Source organism: Streptomyces sp. P9-A4, assembly GCF_036634195.1.
Classification (GTDB): Bacteria; Actinomycetota; Actinomycetes; order Streptomycetales; family Streptomycetaceae; genus Streptomyces.
Map to the genome: position 1 here is coordinate 5,123,379 of NZ_JAZIFY010000001.1, position 18,640 is coordinate 5,142,018.

An 18,640-nucleotide genomic window follows, 5' to 3' on the forward strand; every position below is an offset into this window, starting at 1 on the left:
CTCCCCTGACAGGGTGGGGGCAATCACCGCCGTACACGGACAAATTGGCCTAGCGTAGGGCGCATGAACGCGACATCCGGACCGAACCCCGCCGGGGCGCTGCTGCTCTGCCGCGCCGATCCCACGGCGGTCCGTCCGCCGGCCCGGCTGCTACGGGAACAGCTCCTCCTCGCCCCGGCGGGAGAGGGCTGGAGCGTGCTCGTGCCGGAGGGGAAGCCCTGGCTGCACGGCGGGGAGCCCGTCGAGCAGGTCGTCACCGGCTGGGCCACCGCCCTCGCCGTCTCGGCCGCCACCTGGCCGGTCGTCGCGCTCTGGTGGGACCGCGACCGGGCCGGACTGACGCTCGCCGCCGGATTCCGCCGTACCGTCGGCTACACCTGGCTCGCGGACGGCACCCCCGTCGGCGAGGACGAGGCCATGCGCACCTTCGCCGCGCGGCTCGACCTCGACCCCGTCCTGGACGTGCAGGAACTGGAGCCGCTCACCGGACCGGATCCGGACGCCGACGCCCACACCCGGCTCCTCGGGGTCGTCGCGGTGCTCCGCCGTACCGGGCTCGCCCTGCCCACCGGGCTCCTCCCCGGCGAGAGCGCGGACCGGCTCCGCTCCGTGGCCCTGGCCCAGGGCGCCGAGCAGCTCGAACAGCACGACGAGGGGGTCTTCCCGGCCGCCCGTACGAAGCTGATGGCCTGGGGCGGCGACGCCGTGCGCGCCGAGCTCGACGTGGTGGAGAGCAGTCCCCTCGGCCCGTATCTGCGCGGCGGCCCCAAGGCGCGCGTACTGAGCGGTGCCCAGCTCGCGGCGGGGGTGCCGCTGCTGCTCTGGGGCATCGGCCGGCGCAGCGGCGGCTGGACGGCGGCCGGGGCGCTGCTCGTCGCGCACGGTGCGTTCGGGCTCTTCTACGACCGCCCGCGAGAGGCGTGAGCACGCGCGCGCGTGCTCACGCGGCGGGGCGAGGCGGTGACCGTACTCCCGGACCACGTGAGCACGCGCGGCGACGCGGAGGCCCAGCGGTTCCCGAGCCGGGCGTGAGCATGCGCGCGTGGGCCGTTTCCGGCCGATGACGGGTGTCCGGCCGGTGACACCGGTACCGGTGTCACCCGCGCGTCGTCACCCTTGCGGGTGACCGGGACCGACGCCGCCCGCCCGTCGTCCCGGCCTGTGACCGGTGGCCGCCGACGCCGCTACTCGTCGTCGTCCTCGTCGTCGTCCAGACGGGCCAGCCAGGTCGCGAGGCGCTCGACAGGCACCTCGAAGTCGGGGTTCAGGTCGACGAACGTCCGCAGCTGCTCGGCGAGCCACTCGAAGGTGACCTCCTCCTCGCCTCGCCGCTTCTCCAGTTCCTCGATGCCACGGTCGGTGAAGTACATGCGATCAGGATAGGCCGTACCTCTCACGTCCCCTGTCGCCCGTCAGTCCCACCGACTAGCCTTCCTCATCATCGTTTCGGGGAGCGGGGGCCGCTGTGACGCACGGGATCGCTCGGGTTCGGCTGGACGACGGCACGCACGTGTGGGCCCGGGTCAGTGACGTGCAGGAGCTGGGCAGGGGAGGCGGGTTCACGGACACCGGCGTCAGAGACCGGGTGGTCTCGATGGCCGGCGGGCTCACGGACGTGGTGCGCGGGGTGGTCGGCTCGCTGCGCGCCGGACTCGACCCGCAGGGCCCGGTGGAGGTGGCCGTCAGCTTCGGTATCGAACTGTCGGCGCAGTCCGGCAAGGTCATCGGGGTCCTCGCGGACGGCTCGGGCAAGGCCTCCGTGAACGTCTCGCTGACCTGGACCGAGGAGGGCCGGGACCGGGCGCCCGCGCAGGCACCCGCACCCTCCGATGCACCCCCGCAGGCACCCGCACCCTCCGATGCACCCGCGCCCGCGCACGTGCGCGTGCCTCCCGCGCCGACCGTCCCACCGGCCCGCTCCGAGGCCGTTCCCCCGGCACCGGCCACCCCTCCGGCCACCCCTCCGGCCACCCCTCCGGCCACCCCTCCGGCCACCCCTCCGGCCACCCCTCCGGCCACCCCTCCGGCCCCGTCCGAGCCGCCGTCCGCGCCCCCGGCCCCCGCCGCCGAAGCCCCGGAAAGCGCCTCCGACGGGCGTCCGGCGGCCGATGGCGCCGTATGAGCGCCTTCGACGCTCTCGTGCGCCCCGCACTCGTACGCATCGCGGCTCCCGACGGCGGGTATGACCACGACGGCGACCGGTACTGGGGCACCGGCTTCTTCATCGCCCCCGGCTGGGTGCTGACCTGCGCCCATGTCGTGGCCGAGGGGGGAAGCGCGGTGTGGAGGAGCGAGCCTGCCGTCGGCGTCATCTGGGAGGACGGCCCGACCACCCGGCGGACCACGGGCACCGTCGTGCTCGCCCTGCCGCTCCCCGACAAGCCCGACGCGCCCCCCGACCGCTGGCCCTTCCCCGACCTCGCGCTCATCCGGGTGCCCGGCACGCAGAAGGCGTCGTGCGTGCGCCTCAGTGAGCGCCCGCCCGTCCTGCCCGCCTCCGTCGGGCTGCACGGCTGGTCGCGGGAGACCGGCGAGCTGGGCGTCCGGCACGTCCACGGAACCCTGAACGGCAGCGACGGCAAGGCCCTCGTCACCGACGGGGTCATGCCCGTCGAGGGCTGCTCGGGCGGGCCCGTCGTCGACGACGGGCAGGGCGTCGTCGTCGGGCTCAACAAGGGGCGCGGGCCCGACGGCGGCGCCGTCGTCCCCGTCACCGCCCTGCGCCGGCTGCACGACCTCCCCGGCGGAGAGGCGATGGCCGAGGCGCTGCGCGCCCACGACCGGTACCACCTCCTCAGCTACCACTCCTTCGACGAGCGGCCCGACTGGACCCGCGCCCAGGGGAAACTTCCCGCCTCCCCGGGGCCGAGCCCCGGAGTGCGCACCCAGCTGTACGGGCACTTCGCGGAACTGCCCGCGCCCACCGCGCCCGGCGAGATCCTCGACCTGATCGACCAGGTCAAGGCCTGGATAAGGGACGACGACCTGCCCGACGCCCTGGAGCAGGACCCGCGGACCTGGAGCGAGGGCGCCGGGCTCCTGCGGGGGCTCCGCGCGCCGCGCCGGGACGGCGTCCGCGACCTGGAGCTGGACGCGGTGCTCCTGTACGCGGCCCATGTCGTCCGGCACGTCGGCGGACGGTACGGGCCGAGGGCCGACATCGCGGGCCTCACCCACTGGATCGTCGACAAGGCGGGCGACGCCGACCGCTTCCTGAGGCGCGAGATCGACCAGCTGGTGAGCCCCGGCCGCCCCGCGCCCCTGTCCGTACGCGAACCCCGCGCGCGTGCCGACGTCCTCCTGAAGATCGACAAGCCCGTCTACGGCCGCCGGTACCCCTGGCAGGTCAAGCTCCTCCTCGATGGGCACACCGTCAGCCCGCTCCACTGCGACGACCGGGGCGTCGAGCGGTCCCGGCTCCGGGAGACCCTGCGCGAACCGCTCGCGGACGCCCTGCGGCGCGGCGACAGCGGGCCGCACCTGGCCGCCGTGGAGGCGGTGCTTCCACTGGAGCTCTTCGACGAACCCCTCGACACCTGGCGGCTCGAACCTCCGCAGGGCCCCGACGAGGCCTGGGGGACGAATCTCGGCCAGCGCAGGATCGTCGTCATCCGCGACGTCCGCCGCCACGACCTGGAACCGGCCCCCGAGTGGCGCGAGCGCTGGGAGGCGGGGGAGTGCGGCCCGCTGCACGCGGCGGCGCTGCGCGCCGAGGTGCCCGGCGCGGGCCCGGACGCCCACACCGCGCGCGTACGCCGGGAGACCTGGGCGGAGACGTACGACCGGCTCAGGGACGCGGAGGGCGGCACCGTCCCCGTCTACTGCGGCCCGGTGGGCAGCGGCGACGGGCTCATGGCGATGAACGCGGCGCTGGCCGCCGGGCATCCGATCGCGCTCTGGCGGACCGGAGCCCACGACCACACCGACTGCGCGGAGTTCCACGAGCGCGCCGACCGGCTCCTCGCGGACGCCGTCGGCGCCTGGGGCGTACGCGGGCGCGTGCGCTCCCTGCGCACCCGGGCGACGGACCCGGCGGCCGGCCCCGAGGCACGCGCCGCGTACGCGTGGGCGGAGAGCATCGCCATCCTGCTGGACCCGCCCGACCGGCCCCCGTACGGCGGCCCTCTAGAGGTCCCGCCCCTGCTCGGGGAGGGGGAGCAGTGACCCGAGCGGCCACCGGGACGACACGACCGGGATCCGTCCGGTTACGGCATCAACAGGCCCCGCCCCCGGGCGGTACGTTCGACGGGCCCGGCATCGACACCACAGCCAGGAGGAGTCCATCGTGAGCGATTGGCGGATCTACCGTGGTGCCGGTCTTCCGCACGACGAGATTCAGCGACTGCCCGCCCCGCCGCCCTGGCGGGACTTCTCGGCGGGCAGCGCCGACGACACCCTGGCCGGTTCCGACCGGCGGCTCGGCGTCCGGCGCAGACTCGTCCAGAACCACCATCCCCGGCCCGCCGAGACGGACGCCGTCAACGCCGCCCTGTACCTGCGGCGCCCCCTCCTCGTCACCGGCAACCCCGGTACCGGCAAGTCCACCCTCGCCCACGCCGTCGCGCACGAGCTGCGCCTCGGGCGCGTGCTGCGCTGGCCGATCGTCAGCCGTACCACGCTGCAGGACGGCCTCTACCGGTACGACGCCATCGGCCGGCTCCAGGACGTCCAGCTGGAGCGCGCCCAGGCAGGATCGCCCGGCTCCGCCGCCGCGGCCCCGGCCGGCATCGGCTCGTACATCAGGCTCGGTCCGCTGGGCACGGCGCTGCTGCCCTCCGACGAGCCCCGGGTGCTGCTCATCGACGAGCTCGACAAGAGCGACCTCGACCTGCCCAACGATCTTCTGAACGCCCTGGAGGAGGGCGAGTTCGCCGTCCCGGAGCTGGAGCGGATCGCCGACCGGGAGCCCGTCGTCGAGGTGCTCAGCGACGACGGCCGCAAGGTGCCGGTGTTCGGCGGCCGGGTCCGCTGCACCACCTTCCCCTTCATCGTGCTCACCTCCAACGGCGAACGGGACTTCCCCGCCGCCCTGTTGCGCCGTTGCATCCGCCTGGAGCTCGAAGCCCCCGGCGAGGAGCAGGTCGGCGCCATGATCGAGGCCCACCTCGGCTCCGACGCCGCCGCGGGCGAGGCCGAGCAGGGGCTCGTGCAGCGCTTCCTCAACCGCGAGCCCGGCGAGGTGATCGCCACCGACCAGCTCCTCAACGCGCTCTACCTGACCCAGCACGCCTCCCGCGCCGAACGGGTCACCAGGGAACGCATCGCCGACATGCTCATGCAACCGCTCGATCAGCCGAGGTGACGGTCGGATGCTCCGGACGCATCTGGAGGAGCTGACCCGCAGGCTGCGGGCCGCCGGGCAGGACCCCACCGCCGAGGACATCGCCGACGCCGTGTGGCTGGCCCGGTGGCTGCCCGGCCCTTCCCCGGCGGAACCGGAGGGGCCGGAGGGACCCGAGGGAGCGGTGGGGCCGGAAGGGCACGACGTACGGCGGGGGACGGCCGGGGACGCCGCCGACGGTCCGGACCGTCCCGACGGGGACCCCGACCCCCTCCGCGGCGAGGACGGCGCGTTACGCGAGGAGGGGACCGGCGAGGAAGCGGACGCCGGGGCCGAGGACGCACGCGACTCCGTCTCCCTCCACATGGCCGCCCGGACCACCACCGCCACCCAGGTCACGGGAATCACCGGGAACAGCGGGCCAGGAGGCCGCCCCCGGCGCGCGGAGCGGGGCGCGGCCCTGCCCGTCCGCGCCCCCGGCGCCAACGCCCTGCCCGGACTCCTCGGCCTGCAGAAGGCCCTCCGCCCGCTGCGCGACTACGCCCTCGCGCCACAGCGCCCCGGCGAGGGCACCCTCGACGAGGAGGCCACCGCCGAGCGCAGCGCCGCCGCCGGCATCCTCACCCTCGTGGTGCGCCCCGCGACCGGCCGCCGCCCCGACATCCAGCTCCTCATGGACACCGGACCCGCCATGGTCGTCTGGAGCCGGATGGTCGAGGAACTCCGCCAGGCCTGCCAGCAGTCCGGCGCCTTCCGGGACGTCCATGTGCACCGGCTGTACGACACCGGCGACGGCCCCCCGCTCGTCACCACCACCTCCGGCGCCGACGGCCGGCCACGGCTGCGCCCCGTCGACCAGCTCCACGACCCCACGGGCCGCCGCCTCACCCTGATCGTCAGCGACTGCGTCGGACCCCTCTGGCAGCGCGGCGCCGCCCAGCGCTTCCTGCACCAGTGGCCCCGCAACTCCCCGCTCGCCCTCGTCCAGCCGCTGCCGCCCCGCCTGTGGCCCCGTACCGCGCTCCCCGCCGAACCCGGCACCTTCCAGCGCTCCACCACCCCCGGCGGCCACACCACCTTCCGCTCCGACGACGAGCCCTGGGGCCCCCGCGTCCCGGGCCGCCGGGCCGTCCCCGTGCTCACCCCGACGCCCGAGGCCTTCGCCTCCTGGACCCGGCTCCACACCGGGCACGGCGGCAACGCCGTACGCGGCTGGGCCGCCTGGCTCGGCCCCGAGCAGACCCTGCCCCGCACCCCCGGGACCCCCCGCGTCCCGCGCCGCGAGGACGAACTCCTGCGCGCCTTCCGGGCCGGCGCCTCACCCGGGGCGCTCCGGCTGGCCGTCCACCTCGCGGCAGCCCCGCTGACCCTGCCCGTCATGCAACTCGTCCAGCGCGCCATGCTGCCCGACACCGGACCCATGGAACTGGCCGAGGTCCTGCTCAGCGGCCTCCTGCGACGGCTCCCCGGCCCCACCCCGTACCCCTGCTTCAGCTATCCGCCCGGCATCCAGCAGCACTTCCTCGGCTCGCTCGACCCCAGCGCCGCCGCTCTCGTCCTCAAACACTGCTCCGCGTACGTGGAGCGCAATTTCGGCCAGGGCATGCGCAACTTCCCGGCGCTCGCCGCCGCCCGCCTCTCGGGGGCCGACACCGGAGCCGCGGCCGAGCGGGACGCCGCCCGGGGGACCGGGCTCCCCGAGGAGACCGACGAACCGCTCGGTCCCGAAGGCGCCGAGACCGAACTCTTCGCCCGCATCCCCGCGCGCGTGCTCCGCTTCTACCACCCCGACCTGATCACGCCCGACCCCCTCACCGAGGCCCGCCGCCTCCTCGACCAGGGGCGCGGCCAGTCCGACCCGACCCTCCTCGCCGGCGCCCGCGAGCGCGCCGAGGCGGCCCTCCCCGACGAACCCGTCGAGGCCAGGATCGTCCTCGCCCGCGCCCTGTACGCCGAGGCCGGCACCGCCGCAGCCCGCCGCACCGGCCGCCGCCCCGAACTCCTCGACCAGGCCGCCGAGACGCTGGTACGGGCCGGGGAACTCGCCAGGGCGGGCGGCGAGGCCTGGGCCGAGGCCCGGCTCGAACTCGCCGTCGTCCACCACGCGCTGTGGCGCGACACCGACGAGCCCGGCCACCTCGACGCGGCCCTCACCGCCCTCGAAGGGGACGCCGAGAGCTGGCCCGAAACCGCCCGCCACACCCTCCATCTGCGGCGCGGCCGACTCCTCCTCGCCCGGGGCGAGGGCGAGGCGGCGGCCGGCGAACTCGGCGCCGCCCTCACCCTCCACGAGAGCGCCGCCGCCTTCCTCGACCTCGCCGACGCCCTGCACCTCGCCGAGGCCGAACCGGGCCGCGTCCGCCGCGTGCTCGACCGCGCCGAACCCCTCCTCGGCGACGCCCGCGCGCTCCGGCTGCGCTTCACCACCGCGCGCGCCCGCCTGTACGACACCGAGGGCGACGGGGCCGCGGCCGACGCGGCGTACGAGGAGGCCACCCTGCTCGCCCCCGCCGACAGCGAGCAGCGCGGCCCGCTCCTGCTCACCTGGGGCGGATCGCTGCTGCGGCGCGCCGAGGCCGGCACCGGCACCGCCCCCGTCGACCGGGCCGAGGGCGTCCTGCGCGAGGCCCTCACCCGGCTGCCCGCCGGGGCGCCCGAGCGGGCCAGGGCGAGGAGCCTGATCGGCAGCGTCCTCGCGCTCCGCTTCCACCGCGCAGGGTTCCTCCCCGACCTCTTCGAGAGCCGCCACCTCCTCGAACAGGCGCTGCGCGGCACCCAGGACCCGGGCGACCGGGCCGAGGTGTGGCTGCAACTGGGCCGGGTGCGGCTGGAACTGGCCGAGGTGGCGCGCGACGGAGTGATCGGCGACGCCCTCACCGCCTACCGCAACGCCGCGGAGGACTCCCGTACCGCCCACGGCGACGACCCGGGCACGGTCACCGGCGCCCGCGCGTTGCACGCTCAGGGAGCGGTCCTGTGGCTGATGGGCCGTCCGGTACGGGCCAGGGCCACGCTGCGGGCGGCGAGCGAGCAGTGGCGGCGGCTCACGGGGCGGCTCGTGGAGGTGGACTGGGAGGACGTGGAGCGGACCAGGGCCCTGCTGAGGGAGGTGGAGGGAGTGACGGGAGCGCCCCCCGGGACGGTCTCCGCCGAGGCCCGGCGCGGGATCTCACCACCCTGGTGGGCCTGGAGCGGCATCGGCGAATGAGCTTCTGACGAGCGGCCGGATAACGGGGGCGTGAATGGGCGCAGTTGAATCGAATGGGTTTCCGGTCTCCCGGCGTCGGGAAGAACCGCTGCGCCGCTACGACCGTGGGGGACAGCGTCGGTGAGGAGGAGCCGAGAGTGTTCGAGCGTACGGAGTGGGCGACCGGTATCGGCCGGGGTGCCCGCCGGTCTCCGCGTCTGCCCGATCTCGCGGCCGTTGACCTGCGGACCTTGCGCGTCAGCAACGACGCCGTCCTCGGCGAGGCGGTCGAGAGAGTACTGCGCGATCCCTCGGACCTGGTCGTCTCCTGGCCCGAGGACGCCTTCGTCGACTGACGCCCGCCCGGCCCGCACCCTCCGGCCGGTGGCGCCCCGCGACCGTGCCGACCGCTCGGTTCCGGCCGAATCCGTCCGGCCTGCCGGCACGACACCGCCGAGGCCGGTGGCTCGTTCCGGGAGCCGGGAGTGATCGCCGCGCCGCCGCGCCCCGAGGCCTTCGCCGCCCTGGCCACCACCCGGCCCGCGCCGGCCGGCGCGTCCTATCTGCGCCACGGGGCGCACGCCCGCCGCATGCTCCTGCTCAAGGCCCTGCTCGTACGGGTGCGACGCCACCGCGAGGAGGTGGCGCCCGACGTCCTGCGCGGCTTCCGGACGGCCTGGCGCCTCCTGGAGACGGCCGAGCGCGCCGCCCCCGCGACCGTCCGCGCGGTCCTCGACTACCCGACCACCGGCGCCTGGCTCGCCGCCGCGCTGACCGAGCCCCCTGGCCCCGCCTTCGACCGGCACCTGACCCGGCTGGAACTCGTCGCCGTCACCGCCGCCCTGCGTGCGGGACGGCCGCTGGACCTGGTGGTCGGGGCCCCGGGCGGCGTGCTCTCGCTCCCCGGCGTCGGGAACGTCGTGGTGAACCCGGAGCGGGCGCCGGACCCCGGACCGGACGGGGCCCCGGACTCGCCCCCGCACGGCACCCCGCCCCCCACGACCACCAGCACCCCCAAGACCACTCCCAAGAGCACCCCCACCCCCGTCCGGCTCACCTCCCGCTCCCAAGTCGTCCGTGTCCACTCCGGCTCCGCCCCCGGGGCCACCGCCGCGCTCCTCCGGCTCCAAGACGCCCGCACCGGGGCCGTGGCCGGCACCGGCCCGGGCTGGCGCGGGCTGCGGGCCCTGCCCGGCGGAGCCGCCCGGCTGGAGGACCTGGACCCGTACCGGGTGCCGCCCGGCGGCGTGGGCACCCCCGCTCGGGTCGCCGCCGAGCGGCCGGACATCGACCACGCCGCCTGGTCCGGGCACTGGCGGGCGGCCGGGGAGCTGCTGCGGCGGACCGACCGCGAGCGGGCGGAGGAGGTCGGGGGGACGGTCGGCGCGCTCGTGCCGCTGCGCCCGCAGGGGCCGCGCTCCGTCGGCGCCACCCTGAGCGTCGCGCCCGGCGCCGTCCTCATGACGCCTTCGGCCGGCCCGTACGACATGGCGGAGACGCTCGTCCACGAGCTGCACCACAGCAAGCTCTCCACCCTCCATGAACTCGTCCCGCTCTACCGGCCCGGCCGGGCCGCGCTGTACCGGGTCGGCTGGCGCACCGACGCGCGCCCGGTCGCCGGGGTCTTCCAAGGGGCGTACGCCCACCTGGCGTTGGCCGATCTTTGGCGGAGGGCGAGGGACGCCCCCGGGGTCCCGGGGACGTGGAGCGCGCGGGCCGTGCAGCAGTTCGACCATGTCCACGATCAGGTGGGCGAAGCGCTCACGATGCTGCTTGAATCCGATGAACTGACCAATGAGGGCCGGGAGTTCGCCCGGCAAATGAGGCAGCGCCATGCGAGCCTCGGCGCGAGCCCCAGGGCCCGTGGGTAACACTGTGCCCACGGCACATGACACTGCGTTGCGCGTGAGCGGGACGGGAGACGTACAGATGGCGGAACAGCGGTCGGGCGGGGGCACGGAGAGCCACGGGGGCAGAGCCGCTCCCGAACACGTCCTGGTGGTCTTCCCCGGATACCACCGCCCCTGGGCGGCCTGGATCAACCAGCGCCTGGAGGCCCACGGCGTACGCGCCACGCTCCAGCGGTGGGACCCGCCCCGCGAAGTCCCCCTGGAGGACTCCCTCGGCGACCTGCTGCTCGCCCGGGGCCAGGTCCTCCTCGTCCTCAACGACTGGTTCTTCGAGCTGGGCCCCCGGCCGGCCGGCGAATGGAACGACGTCCTGCGCGGCTTCGTCGCCGCGCACGCCGACCGCTTCGCCGCCGTCAACCTCACCAACCGGCCCCTGCTCCCCTCCACCGCCGTCCTCGAACCCGTCAGCCTCTGGGGCGTCGGCGAGGAGGAGGCCGAGGCGCGCGTCCTCAGCCGGCTCGCCATCGAACCCCGCAGGCCGGGCGGCCGCCGCATCCCGGCCGCCGCGCTCGCCCGCTACCCGGACAACCCGCCGGAGATCTGGGGCGACATCCCCCGCCGCAACCTCCGGTTCACCGGCCGCGACGACCTTCTCAGCGAGCTCCAGGAACGGCTGATGGACGCCGACCGCGGCAGCGCCGCCTGCACCCTGCTCGGCATGTCCGGCATCGGCAAGACGCAGATCGCCGCCGAGTACGCCCACCGCTTCAGCCCCGACTACGACGTCGTCTGGTGGGTCAGCTCCGACGACCGCAACGTCCAGCGCGACCGCCTCGGCGAACTCGCCGTGAAACTCGCCCTGCCCACCGGCAGCGAACCCGGCGAACGCATCCGGGCCGTCCGCGAAGCCCTCCGCCGCGGCGACCCGCACTCCCGCTGGCTCGTCGTCTTCGACGGCTGGGACGACACCGACGGCATCGACGTCATGCTCCCCCAGGGCCCCGGCCACGTCCTCATCACCTCCCGCAACCGCGGCTGGCGCGAGCACACCGACGTCCTGGAGATCCCCGGCTTCGACCGGCGCGAGTCCACCGGCTATCTGATGCGCCGCGCCCCGCAGATCAACGCGGCCGAGGCGGACGAGGTCGCCGCCGAGTTCGGGGACGTACCGCTGCCGCTCGTCCAGGCCGCCGCCTGGCTCGGAGAGTCCGGCATGGAGGCCCCCGAGTACCTCCGGATGGTCCGCGACGGAAGGCTCTCCACCGTCGACGAGCCCTCGCCCGGCGACGGCATGCCCAACGCCTCCCTCACCTCCTGGTCGATACTGATCAACCGGCTCCGTCGCGCCCAGCCGCAGGCCATCGACATCCTCAGCCTGTGCGCCTCCTTCGCCCCCGGCCGCATCCCGCTCGGCATCGTCCGCGCCTACCCCCAGGCGCAGCTGCCCGAGGACCTCCGCTGGATGGCCACCGACCTGCCCGCCTGGACCCGCGCCCTCGACACCCTCGTCAACTACTCGGTGCTCACCCGCGAGACCCGGGGCCCCGTGACCACCGACGAGATCGGCCCCCACCAGGAGTCGGTCCACATGCACCGGCTGGTGCACGACATCGTCGCCCGGCTCACCGACGGCGAGCACCGCGACGCCCACCGCAAGGCCGTCCGCACCCTGCTCGCCGAGGCCGACCCCGGCAACCCCACGGACAGCAGGCACTGGCCCCGCTACTCCGAACTCCTGCCGCACCTCGAACCCTCCGGCGCGCTCCGCAGCACCGACCCCCGCATCCAGGTCGCCGTCCTCAACTGCCTGCGCTTCTGCGACCGCAGCGGCGAGTACCGGGCGGGCATCCGGCTCGCCCAGCGCATCCGCCACGAGTGGACGTCCTTCATGGAGCCGCTCGCCCCGCACATGCAGGAACTCACCACCCTCGAAGGCGACATCCTGCGCCGCTACGGCCGCTTCCGCGAGGCGTACGACCTCGACCTGGCCCAGCGCGAGCGGCTGACCGCCGCCGGGAACACCGATCAGCTCGGCGCACTCCAGTCGAAGATCTCCATCGCGCGCGACCTGCGCTTCCTCGGCCAGTACCAGGAGTCGGAGCTCCTCCAGCGCGAAGCCCTCGCGGAGGCCAGGGGCCTGCTCGGCGAGACCCAGTTCCTCACCCTCGTCGCCCGCCACAACCTCGGCGTGGTCCTGCGCATGCTGGGCCGCTACCAGGAGGCGTACGAGCAGGACGCCGACACCCTCTCCCGCTGCGAGAGCATCCTGCGTCCCCACCACGCCTCCACGCTCAACTCCAACAACGCCGTCGCCCAGGACCTGCGCCTGCTCGGCCGCTACCGCGAGGCGCTCGGCCGCCAGGAGGCCAACGTCCGGCTGCATGTGCGCATCCTGGGCCCCCAGCACCTCCACACCCTGTACGCGCACAGCCAGCTGGCGCTGTGCCGCCGCCGCGAGGGCGGCTTCCAGCAGGACATCGGCGCGATGATGGCCACCGTCCTGGAACACCTGGAGCAGGCCTACGGCCGCGACCACTACGTGACGCTCTCGGCCGTCACCAACTACGCCAACTTCCTCCGCGAGCACGGCGACCTCGACCTGGCGAGGGAACTCATCACCGAGGCGGAGGCCGGCTACCGCGCCCTCCTCGGCCCCGCCCACCCGGTCTCCACCGGCGTCCTCGCCAACACCGCCCTCGTCATGCAGGCCTCGGGCGAGCGGTCCGCGGCCCTCACCATGCTGGAGTCCGCGCTCGCCGGACTCACCGCCACCCTCGGCTCCGACCACCCCTGGGTGTTCGGCTGCGCCCTCAACACCACCGCCGCCCGCAACTTCAACGGCCGGGTGTACGAGGCGGCCGAGCTGAGCCGCGACACCCTCCGCAGGGCCCGGCACATCCTCGGGAACGAGCACCCGCTGACCCTCTCCTGCCAGGTCGCCCTGGCCACCGACCTCCGCGGTCTGCGCGAGACCGAGGAGGCGGCGAAGCTGGAGGAGGACGCCCTGCTCACCCTCACCAGGACGCTCGGCGCCCAGCACCCGCACACCCTCTCCGCCCGCCAGCGCAACCGCCCGTACTGGGACTTCGAGGCCAACCTCTGACGTACCCCGGACACGCCGGAGGCCCGGCACCCCACTCGGGGTGCCGGGCCTCCTCACTCGGTACGACGATCAGGCGTCGAAGACCTCGTTGACCAGCTGCTGCTGCTCCGCCTGGTGGCGCTTGGCCGAGCCGACCGCCGGGGAGGAGGAGTGCGGACGCGAGATCCGGCGCAGGCGCTCGCCCGCCGGGATGTCCGCGCCGACCGCCAGGTCCAGGTGGTCGATCAGGTTGAGCGCGATGAACGGCCAGGCACCCTGGTTCGCCGGCTCCTCCTGCGCCCAGATGTACTTCGCGGCGTTCGGGTACTTGGCGATCTCGGCCTGGAGCTCGGCACCCGGCAGCGGGTACAGGCGCTCCAGACGGATGATCGCGGTCTCCGTGTCACCGCGCTTCTGACGCTCGGCCTCCAGGTCGTAGTAGACCTTGCCGGCGCAGAAGACGACCTTGCGGACGTCGGCCGGGTTCGCCGTCGAGTCACCGATCACCGGGCGGAAGCCGCCGGTGGTGAACTCCTCCACCTTGGACGCCGCGGCCTTGAGACGCAGCATCGACTTCGGGGTGAAGACGATGAGCGGCTTGTGGTGCGGGTTGTGGACCTGCCAGCGCAGCAGGTGGAAGTAGTTCGACGGCAGCGTCGGCATCGCGATCGTCATGTTGTCCTGCGCGCACATCTGGAGGAAGCGCTCCGGGCGGGCGGACGAGTGGTCCGGGCCCTGGCCCTCGTAGCCGTGCGGCAGGAGCAGCGTGACGCCGGAGGTCTGGCCCCACTTCTGCTCGGCCGAGGAGATGAACTCGTCGACGACGGTCTGCGCGCCGTTGACGAAGTCACCGAACTGGGCCTCCCAGACGACCAGGGCCTCGGGGCGGGCCAGCGAGTAGCCGTACTCGAAGCCCATCGCCGCGTACTCGCTGAGCAGCGAGTCGTAGACGTTGTAGTGGGCCTGCTCGTCGGTCAGGTAGAGCAGCGGGGTGAAGTCCTCGCCGGTCTCCTGGTCCACCAGCACCGCGTGGCGCTGGCCGAAGGTGCCGCGGCGGGTGTCCTGGCCGGAGAGCCGGACCGGGGTGCCCTCCATCAGCAGGGAGCCGATGGCGAGGGTCTCACCGAAGCCCCAGTCGATGGTGCCGTCGTCGATGGAGGCGGCACGGCGCTGCATCTGAGGCATCAGACGCGGGTGGACCGTGATCCGCTCCGGGATGGTGACCTGCGTCTCGGCGATCCGCTTCACGACCTCCTGGGAGACCGCGGTGGTGACGCTGACCGGGAAGGCGGCCTTGGCGTCCGGCACGGTCGTCGCCGCCGGGGCGGTGGTGGCCTCGCGGACCTCCGCGAACACCTTCTCCAGCTGGCCCTGGAAGTCCTGGAGCGACTGCTCCGCCTCTTCGAGGGTGATGTCGCCGCGACCGATGAGCGACTCGGTGTACAGCTTGCGCACCGAACGCTTCTTGTCGATCAGGTTGTACATCTGCGGGTTGGTGAACGAGGGGTTGTCGCCCTCGTTGTGACCGCGGCGGCGGTAGCAGATGAGGTCGATCACGACGTCCTTGTTGAACGTCTGGCGGAACTCGAAGGCGAGCCGCGCGACGCGGACCACGGCCTCCGGGTCGTCGCCGTTCACGTGGAAGATCGGCGCCTCGATCATGCGGGCCACGTCGGTCGCGTACATCGAGGAACGCGAGGACTCCGGGGCGGCGGTGAAGCCGACCTGGTTGTTGATGACGATGTGGACCGTGCCGCCGGTGCGGTAACCGCGCAGCTGCGACATGTTCAGCGTCTCGGCGACGACACCCTGGCCGGCGAAGGCCGCGTCACCGTGCAGGGCGACGGGCAGGACGGTGAAGTCCGTGCCGCCCTTGTTGATGACGTCCTGCTTGGCGCGGACGATGCCTTCCAGGACCGGGTCGACCGCCTCCAGGTGGGAGGGGTTGGCGGCCAGGGAGACCTTGATCTCCTCGCCGTCGAGGCCCGTGAAGGTGCCCTCGGCGCCCAGGTGGTACTTGACGTCGCCGGAGCCGTGCATCGACTTCGGGTCGAGGTTGCCCTCGAACTCGCGGAAGATCTGCGCGTACGACTTGCCCACGATGTTCGCCAGGACGTTCAGCCGGCCGCGGTGGGCCATGCCGATGACGACCTCGTCGAGGCGCGACTCGGCGGCCGAGTCGATGACCGCGTCGAGCAGCGGGATGACGGACTCGCCGCCCTCCAGGGAGAAGCGCTTCTGGCCGACGTACTTCGTCTGCAGGAAGGTCTCGAAGGCCTCCGCCGCGTTCAGCCTGCGCAGGATCCGCAGCTGCTCCTCGCGCTCCACGCGGGAGTGCGGGCGCTCGACGCGGTCCTGGATCCACTTGCGCTGCTTCGGGTCCTGGATGTGCATGAACTCGACGCCGGTGGTGCGGCAGTACGAGTCGCGCAGCACGCCGAGGATGTCGCGGAGCTTCATCATCGACTTGCCGGCGAAGCCGCCGACCGCGAACTCACGCTCCAGGTCCCACAGGGTGAGGCCGTGCTCGGTGATGTCCAGGTCGGGGTGCTTGCGCTGCTTGTACTCCAGCGGGTCGGTGTCGGCCATGACGTGGCCGCGGACCCGGTAGGAGTGGATCAGCTCGAACACGCGCGCGGCCTTGGTGACGTCGTCGTCGTGCGAGGCGTCGATGTCCTTGAACCAGCGGACCGGCTCGTAGGGGATGCGCAGGGCCTTGAAGATGTCGTCGTAGAAGCCCTGCTCGCCGAGCAGGAAGTTGGCGACGACGCGCAGGAACTCGCCGGAGGCGGCGCCCTGGATGACCCGGTGGTCGTACGTCGAGGTCAGCGTCATGACCTTCGAGATGCCCAGCTTGTTCAGGGTGTCCTGGGAGGTGCCCTGGAACTCGGCCGGGTAGTCCATCGAGCCGACGCCCATGATGACCGACTGCCCGGGCATCAGCCGCGGCACGGAGTGCACGGTGCCGAGGCCGCCGGGGTTGGTCAGGGAGACGGTGACGCCGGAGAAGTCGTCCATCGTCAGCTTGCCCACGCGGGCCCGCTTCACGATGTCCTCGTACGCCTGCCAGAACTCGAAGAAGTTGAGCGTCTCGGCCTTCTTGATGCCCGCGACGACGAGCTGGCGGTCGCCGTTGGGCTTCACCAGGTCGATCGCGAGACCGAAGTTCACGTGCTCCGGCTTGACCAGGGTCGGCTTGCCGTCCTTCTCCGCGAAGGAGTAGTTCATCGACGGCATGGCCTTGATCGCCTGCACCATCGCGTAGCCGATGAGGTGCGTGAAGGAGATCTTCCCGCCCCGGGCGCGCTTCAGGTGGTTGTTGATCACGATCCGGTTGTCGAAGAGCAGCTTCACCGGCACGGCGCGGACGGACGTGGCCGTCGGCACCTCCAGGGAGGCGTTCATGTTCTTCGCGACCGCGGCGGCGGGGCCGCGCAGCGTGATCAGCTCGGGGCCGGCGGGGGCCTCGGCCGCCGGGGCGGCGGCGGGCTTGGCCGGAGCCGCCTTCACGGCGGCCGGAGCGGCGGCGGCGGGCTTCGCGGCGACCGGAGCCGCGGGAGCCGCTGCGGGCTTCACGGGAGCCGGGGCGGCGACCGGGGCGGGCGCCGGGGCCGGAACGGCCGCGGGAGCGGCAGGCGCGGCCTGTGCGGGGCCCGTCTGCGGCGCGGCGGACGCGCTCTGAGTGGTGGTGGCGGCCGGGGCGGCCGGGGTCTCCGACACTCCCGGCTTGTAGTCGGCGAAGAAGTCCCACCAGGCACGATCGACCGAATTCGGGTCCTGGAGGTACTGCTGGTAGATCTCGTCGACGAGCCACTCATTGGCACCGAAGGCGGTCGCAGGGTTCTGGCCCTGCCCGTCTTGGTCGGTCGGGGAGCTCGGGGTACTGGGGGACTGAGACGACACGGCGGCAACCGCCCTCTTCCGCTTCACAAGGTGATGGACAGCGGAAATAAAGGCTACGCCTGTCCGGCCGGGAGGTGCAGGCCGGGCGCTCCAACGTCGCGCAAGTCACACTTGACGCGGTGTTTCGGAGCCGTGAATGGCGGGAAACAAGCGTGGTTCGACAGGTGTGAGGGTACGGAAAACAGCGAGCACGGCCCCCTTCGACCGCACCCCTGAACAGGTCCCGCATATCTACACGCAGAACGAGCGCTTCCGGTTCGAACCCTACGTCAATCTCTCGGCGGAAAGCTGCCCGGAAGAGTGACTCTGATCCGGCAGCCACGTGACGATTCGGCCACTCCGATCCCGCCGCCGTGCAGATCCACCGCCCAGCGCGCGATCGCCAGCCCCAGACCCGTGCCGCCGTCGCTCCCCGGCCCGTGCCGGCGCGGCGCGGAACCCCGGTCGAACCGCTCGAAGACCTTGTGCCGCTCCGACTCCGGAATGCCGGGACCCTCGTCCTCGACCTCCAGCTCCAGCGAGTCCGGACAGGGGCCGCGCCGGGCCCTGACCGTGACCCGGCCGTGCGGCGGCGAGTGCTTCACCGCGTTGTCGATCAGGTTCGCCATCACCTGGTGCAGCCGCTCCACGTCCGCGTGCGCCACCAGCTCGGGCGGCGACACGTCCAGATGCAGATGGACGTCCGTGCGGTTGTGCAGGCCCGAGGTGGAGGAGAGGCCGCGCTGCGACGCGGCGAGGTTCGCCTCCCGCAGCACCCCCGAGAGGTACGGCCAGACCTCGAAACGGCGCACCTTCAGCGCCACGACACCGTTGTCAAGACGGGACAGGTCGAGCAGCGTCTCCACCAGCCGCCCCAGCCGCTCGGTCTGCTTCAGCGCCGACCGCATCGTCTCCGGGTCCGCCTCGGACACCCCGTCCACGACGTTCTCCAGTACGGCCCTGAGCGCGGCGATCGGGGTCCGCAGCTCGTGCGACACATTGGCCACCAGCTCCTTGCGGTGCCGGTCCACGGCCTCCAGGTCGTCCGCCATGCGGTTGATCGTCGACGCGAGGTCGCCCAGCTCGTCCCGCCGGTCCGCACCCCGCACCCGGCGGGAGAAGTCGCCGCGCGAGATCGTCCCGGCCACGGTGGTCATCTCGTCGAGCGGCGCCGTCAGGGACTGCGCCACGAACTGGGTGATCAGCAGGGTCGCGATCATCGCGAAGATCGTGATGTACCGGAACTCGGTGGACGTCCGGATCGCCACCAGGGCCAGACCGGAGGTCAGCAGGACCGCCCCGACGACCAGCGCGCCGAGCTTGGTCTTGACCGAGATCACGATCCGGCGCGGCCGGCG

The 18,640-nt window shown here is 73.5% G+C and carries 11 protein-coding genes; 8 read left to right on the plus strand and 3 right to left on the minus strand.

Going from position 1 to position 18,640, the window contains the following annotated elements:
• Positions 1-63 precede the first annotated feature (63 nt).
• The gene (locus tag V4Y03_RS23290) at positions 64-924 is read left to right on the plus strand and encodes a hypothetical protein (protein ID WP_332436177.1); all 861 of its coding nucleotides are present in this window, start codon (positions 64-66) and stop codon (positions 922-924) included.
• 260 nt (positions 925-1,184) lie between these two features.
• Here the strand turns inward: V4Y03_RS23290 and V4Y03_RS23295 are convergent, their stop codons facing one another.
• On the minus strand, positions 1,185-1,370 hold the full coding sequence (locus V4Y03_RS23295; RefSeq protein ID WP_024761804.1) for a DUF6104 family protein: 186 nt from the start codon (positions 1,368-1,370) through the stop codon (positions 1,185-1,187).
• Between the two features lie 95 nt (positions 1,371-1,465).
• Between V4Y03_RS23295 and V4Y03_RS23300 the strand changes: the two genes are divergently transcribed.
• From V4Y03_RS23300 to fxsT, 7 genes are all read left to right on the plus strand, one after another.
• The gene (locus tag V4Y03_RS23300; RefSeq protein WP_332436178.1) at positions 1,466-2,122 is read left to right on the plus strand and encodes a CU044_2847 family protein; all 657 of its coding nucleotides are present in this window, start codon (positions 1,466-1,468) and stop codon (positions 2,120-2,122) included.
• Positions 2,119-4,164 (plus strand): VMAP-C domain-containing protein, encoded by a 2,046-nt coding sequence (locus V4Y03_RS23305; protein ID WP_332436179.1) that lies wholly within the window; start codon positions 2,119-2,121, stop codon positions 4,162-4,164. Before V4Y03_RS23300 ends, V4Y03_RS23305 begins: the two co-directional genes overlap by 4 nt.
• Positions 4,165-4,285: 121 nt before the next feature.
• Positions 4,286-5,302 (plus strand): AAA family ATPase, encoded by a 1,017-nt coding sequence (locus tag V4Y03_RS23310; RefSeq protein WP_317878538.1) that lies wholly within the window; start codon positions 4,286-4,288, stop codon positions 5,300-5,302.
• Between the two features lie 7 nt (positions 5,303-5,309).
• Positions 5,310-8,489, plus strand: coding sequence for an SAV_2336 N-terminal domain-related protein (locus V4Y03_RS23315; RefSeq protein WP_332436180.1), 3,180 nt, complete (start codon positions 5,310-5,312; stop codon positions 8,487-8,489).
• A gap of 137 nt (positions 8,490-8,626) precedes the next feature.
• On the plus strand, positions 8,627-8,824 hold the full coding sequence (locus V4Y03_RS23320; protein ID WP_317879095.1) for a hypothetical protein: 198 nt from the start codon (positions 8,627-8,629) through the stop codon (positions 8,822-8,824).
• Positions 8,825-8,953: 129 nt separating this feature from the next.
• The gene (locus V4Y03_RS23325; protein ID WP_332436181.1) at positions 8,954-10,339 is read left to right on the plus strand and encodes an HEXXH motif domain-containing protein; all 1,386 of its coding nucleotides are present in this window, start codon (positions 8,954-8,956) and stop codon (positions 10,337-10,339) included.
• A 58-nt stretch (positions 10,340-10,397) separates the two neighbouring features.
• Complete coding sequence (gene fxsT / locus V4Y03_RS23330; protein WP_317877704.1) at positions 10,398-13,421, plus strand: FxSxx-COOH system tetratricopeptide repeat protein; 3,024 nt, start codon at positions 10,398-10,400, stop codon at positions 13,419-13,421.
• Positions 13,422-13,490: 69 nt separating this feature from the next.
• Here the strand turns inward: fxsT and V4Y03_RS23335 are convergent, their stop codons facing one another.
• Positions 13,491-17,303 (minus strand): multifunctional oxoglutarate decarboxylase/oxoglutarate dehydrogenase thiamine pyrophosphate-binding subunit/dihydrolipoyllysine-residue succinyltransferase subunit, encoded by a 3,813-nt coding sequence (locus V4Y03_RS23335; RefSeq protein ID WP_332436182.1) that lies wholly within the window; start codon positions 17,301-17,303, stop codon positions 13,491-13,493.
• 269 nt (positions 17,304-17,572) lie between these two features.
• Entirely contained in the window at positions 17,573-18,625 is a 1,053-nt protein-coding gene (locus tag V4Y03_RS23340) for a HAMP domain-containing sensor histidine kinase (RefSeq protein ID WP_317878596.1), read from the minus strand.
• Positions 18,626-18,640: the final 15 nt, after the last annotated feature.

What these genes read in the sequence shown, in the direction of transcription:
- V4Y03_RS23295 (WP_024761804.1), bottom strand. Translation starts at nt 1,370, where the DNA reads ATGTACTTCACCGACCGTGGCATCGAGGAACTGGAGAAGCGGCGAGGC.
- V4Y03_RS23305 (WP_332436179.1), top strand. Translation starts at nt 2,119, where the DNA reads ATGAGCGCCTTCGACGCTCTCGTGCGCCCCGCACTCGTACGCATCGCG.
- V4Y03_RS23290 (WP_332436177.1), top strand. Translation starts at nt 64, where the DNA reads ATGAACGCGACATCCGGACCGAACCCCGCCGGGGCGCTGCTGCTCTGC.
- fxsT (WP_317877704.1), top strand. Translation starts at nt 10,398, where the DNA reads ATGGCGGAACAGCGGTCGGGCGGGGGCACGGAGAGCCACGGGGGCAGA.
- V4Y03_RS23315 (WP_332436180.1), top strand. Translation starts at nt 5,310, where the DNA reads ATGCTCCGGACGCATCTGGAGGAGCTGACCCGCAGGCTGCGGGCCGCC.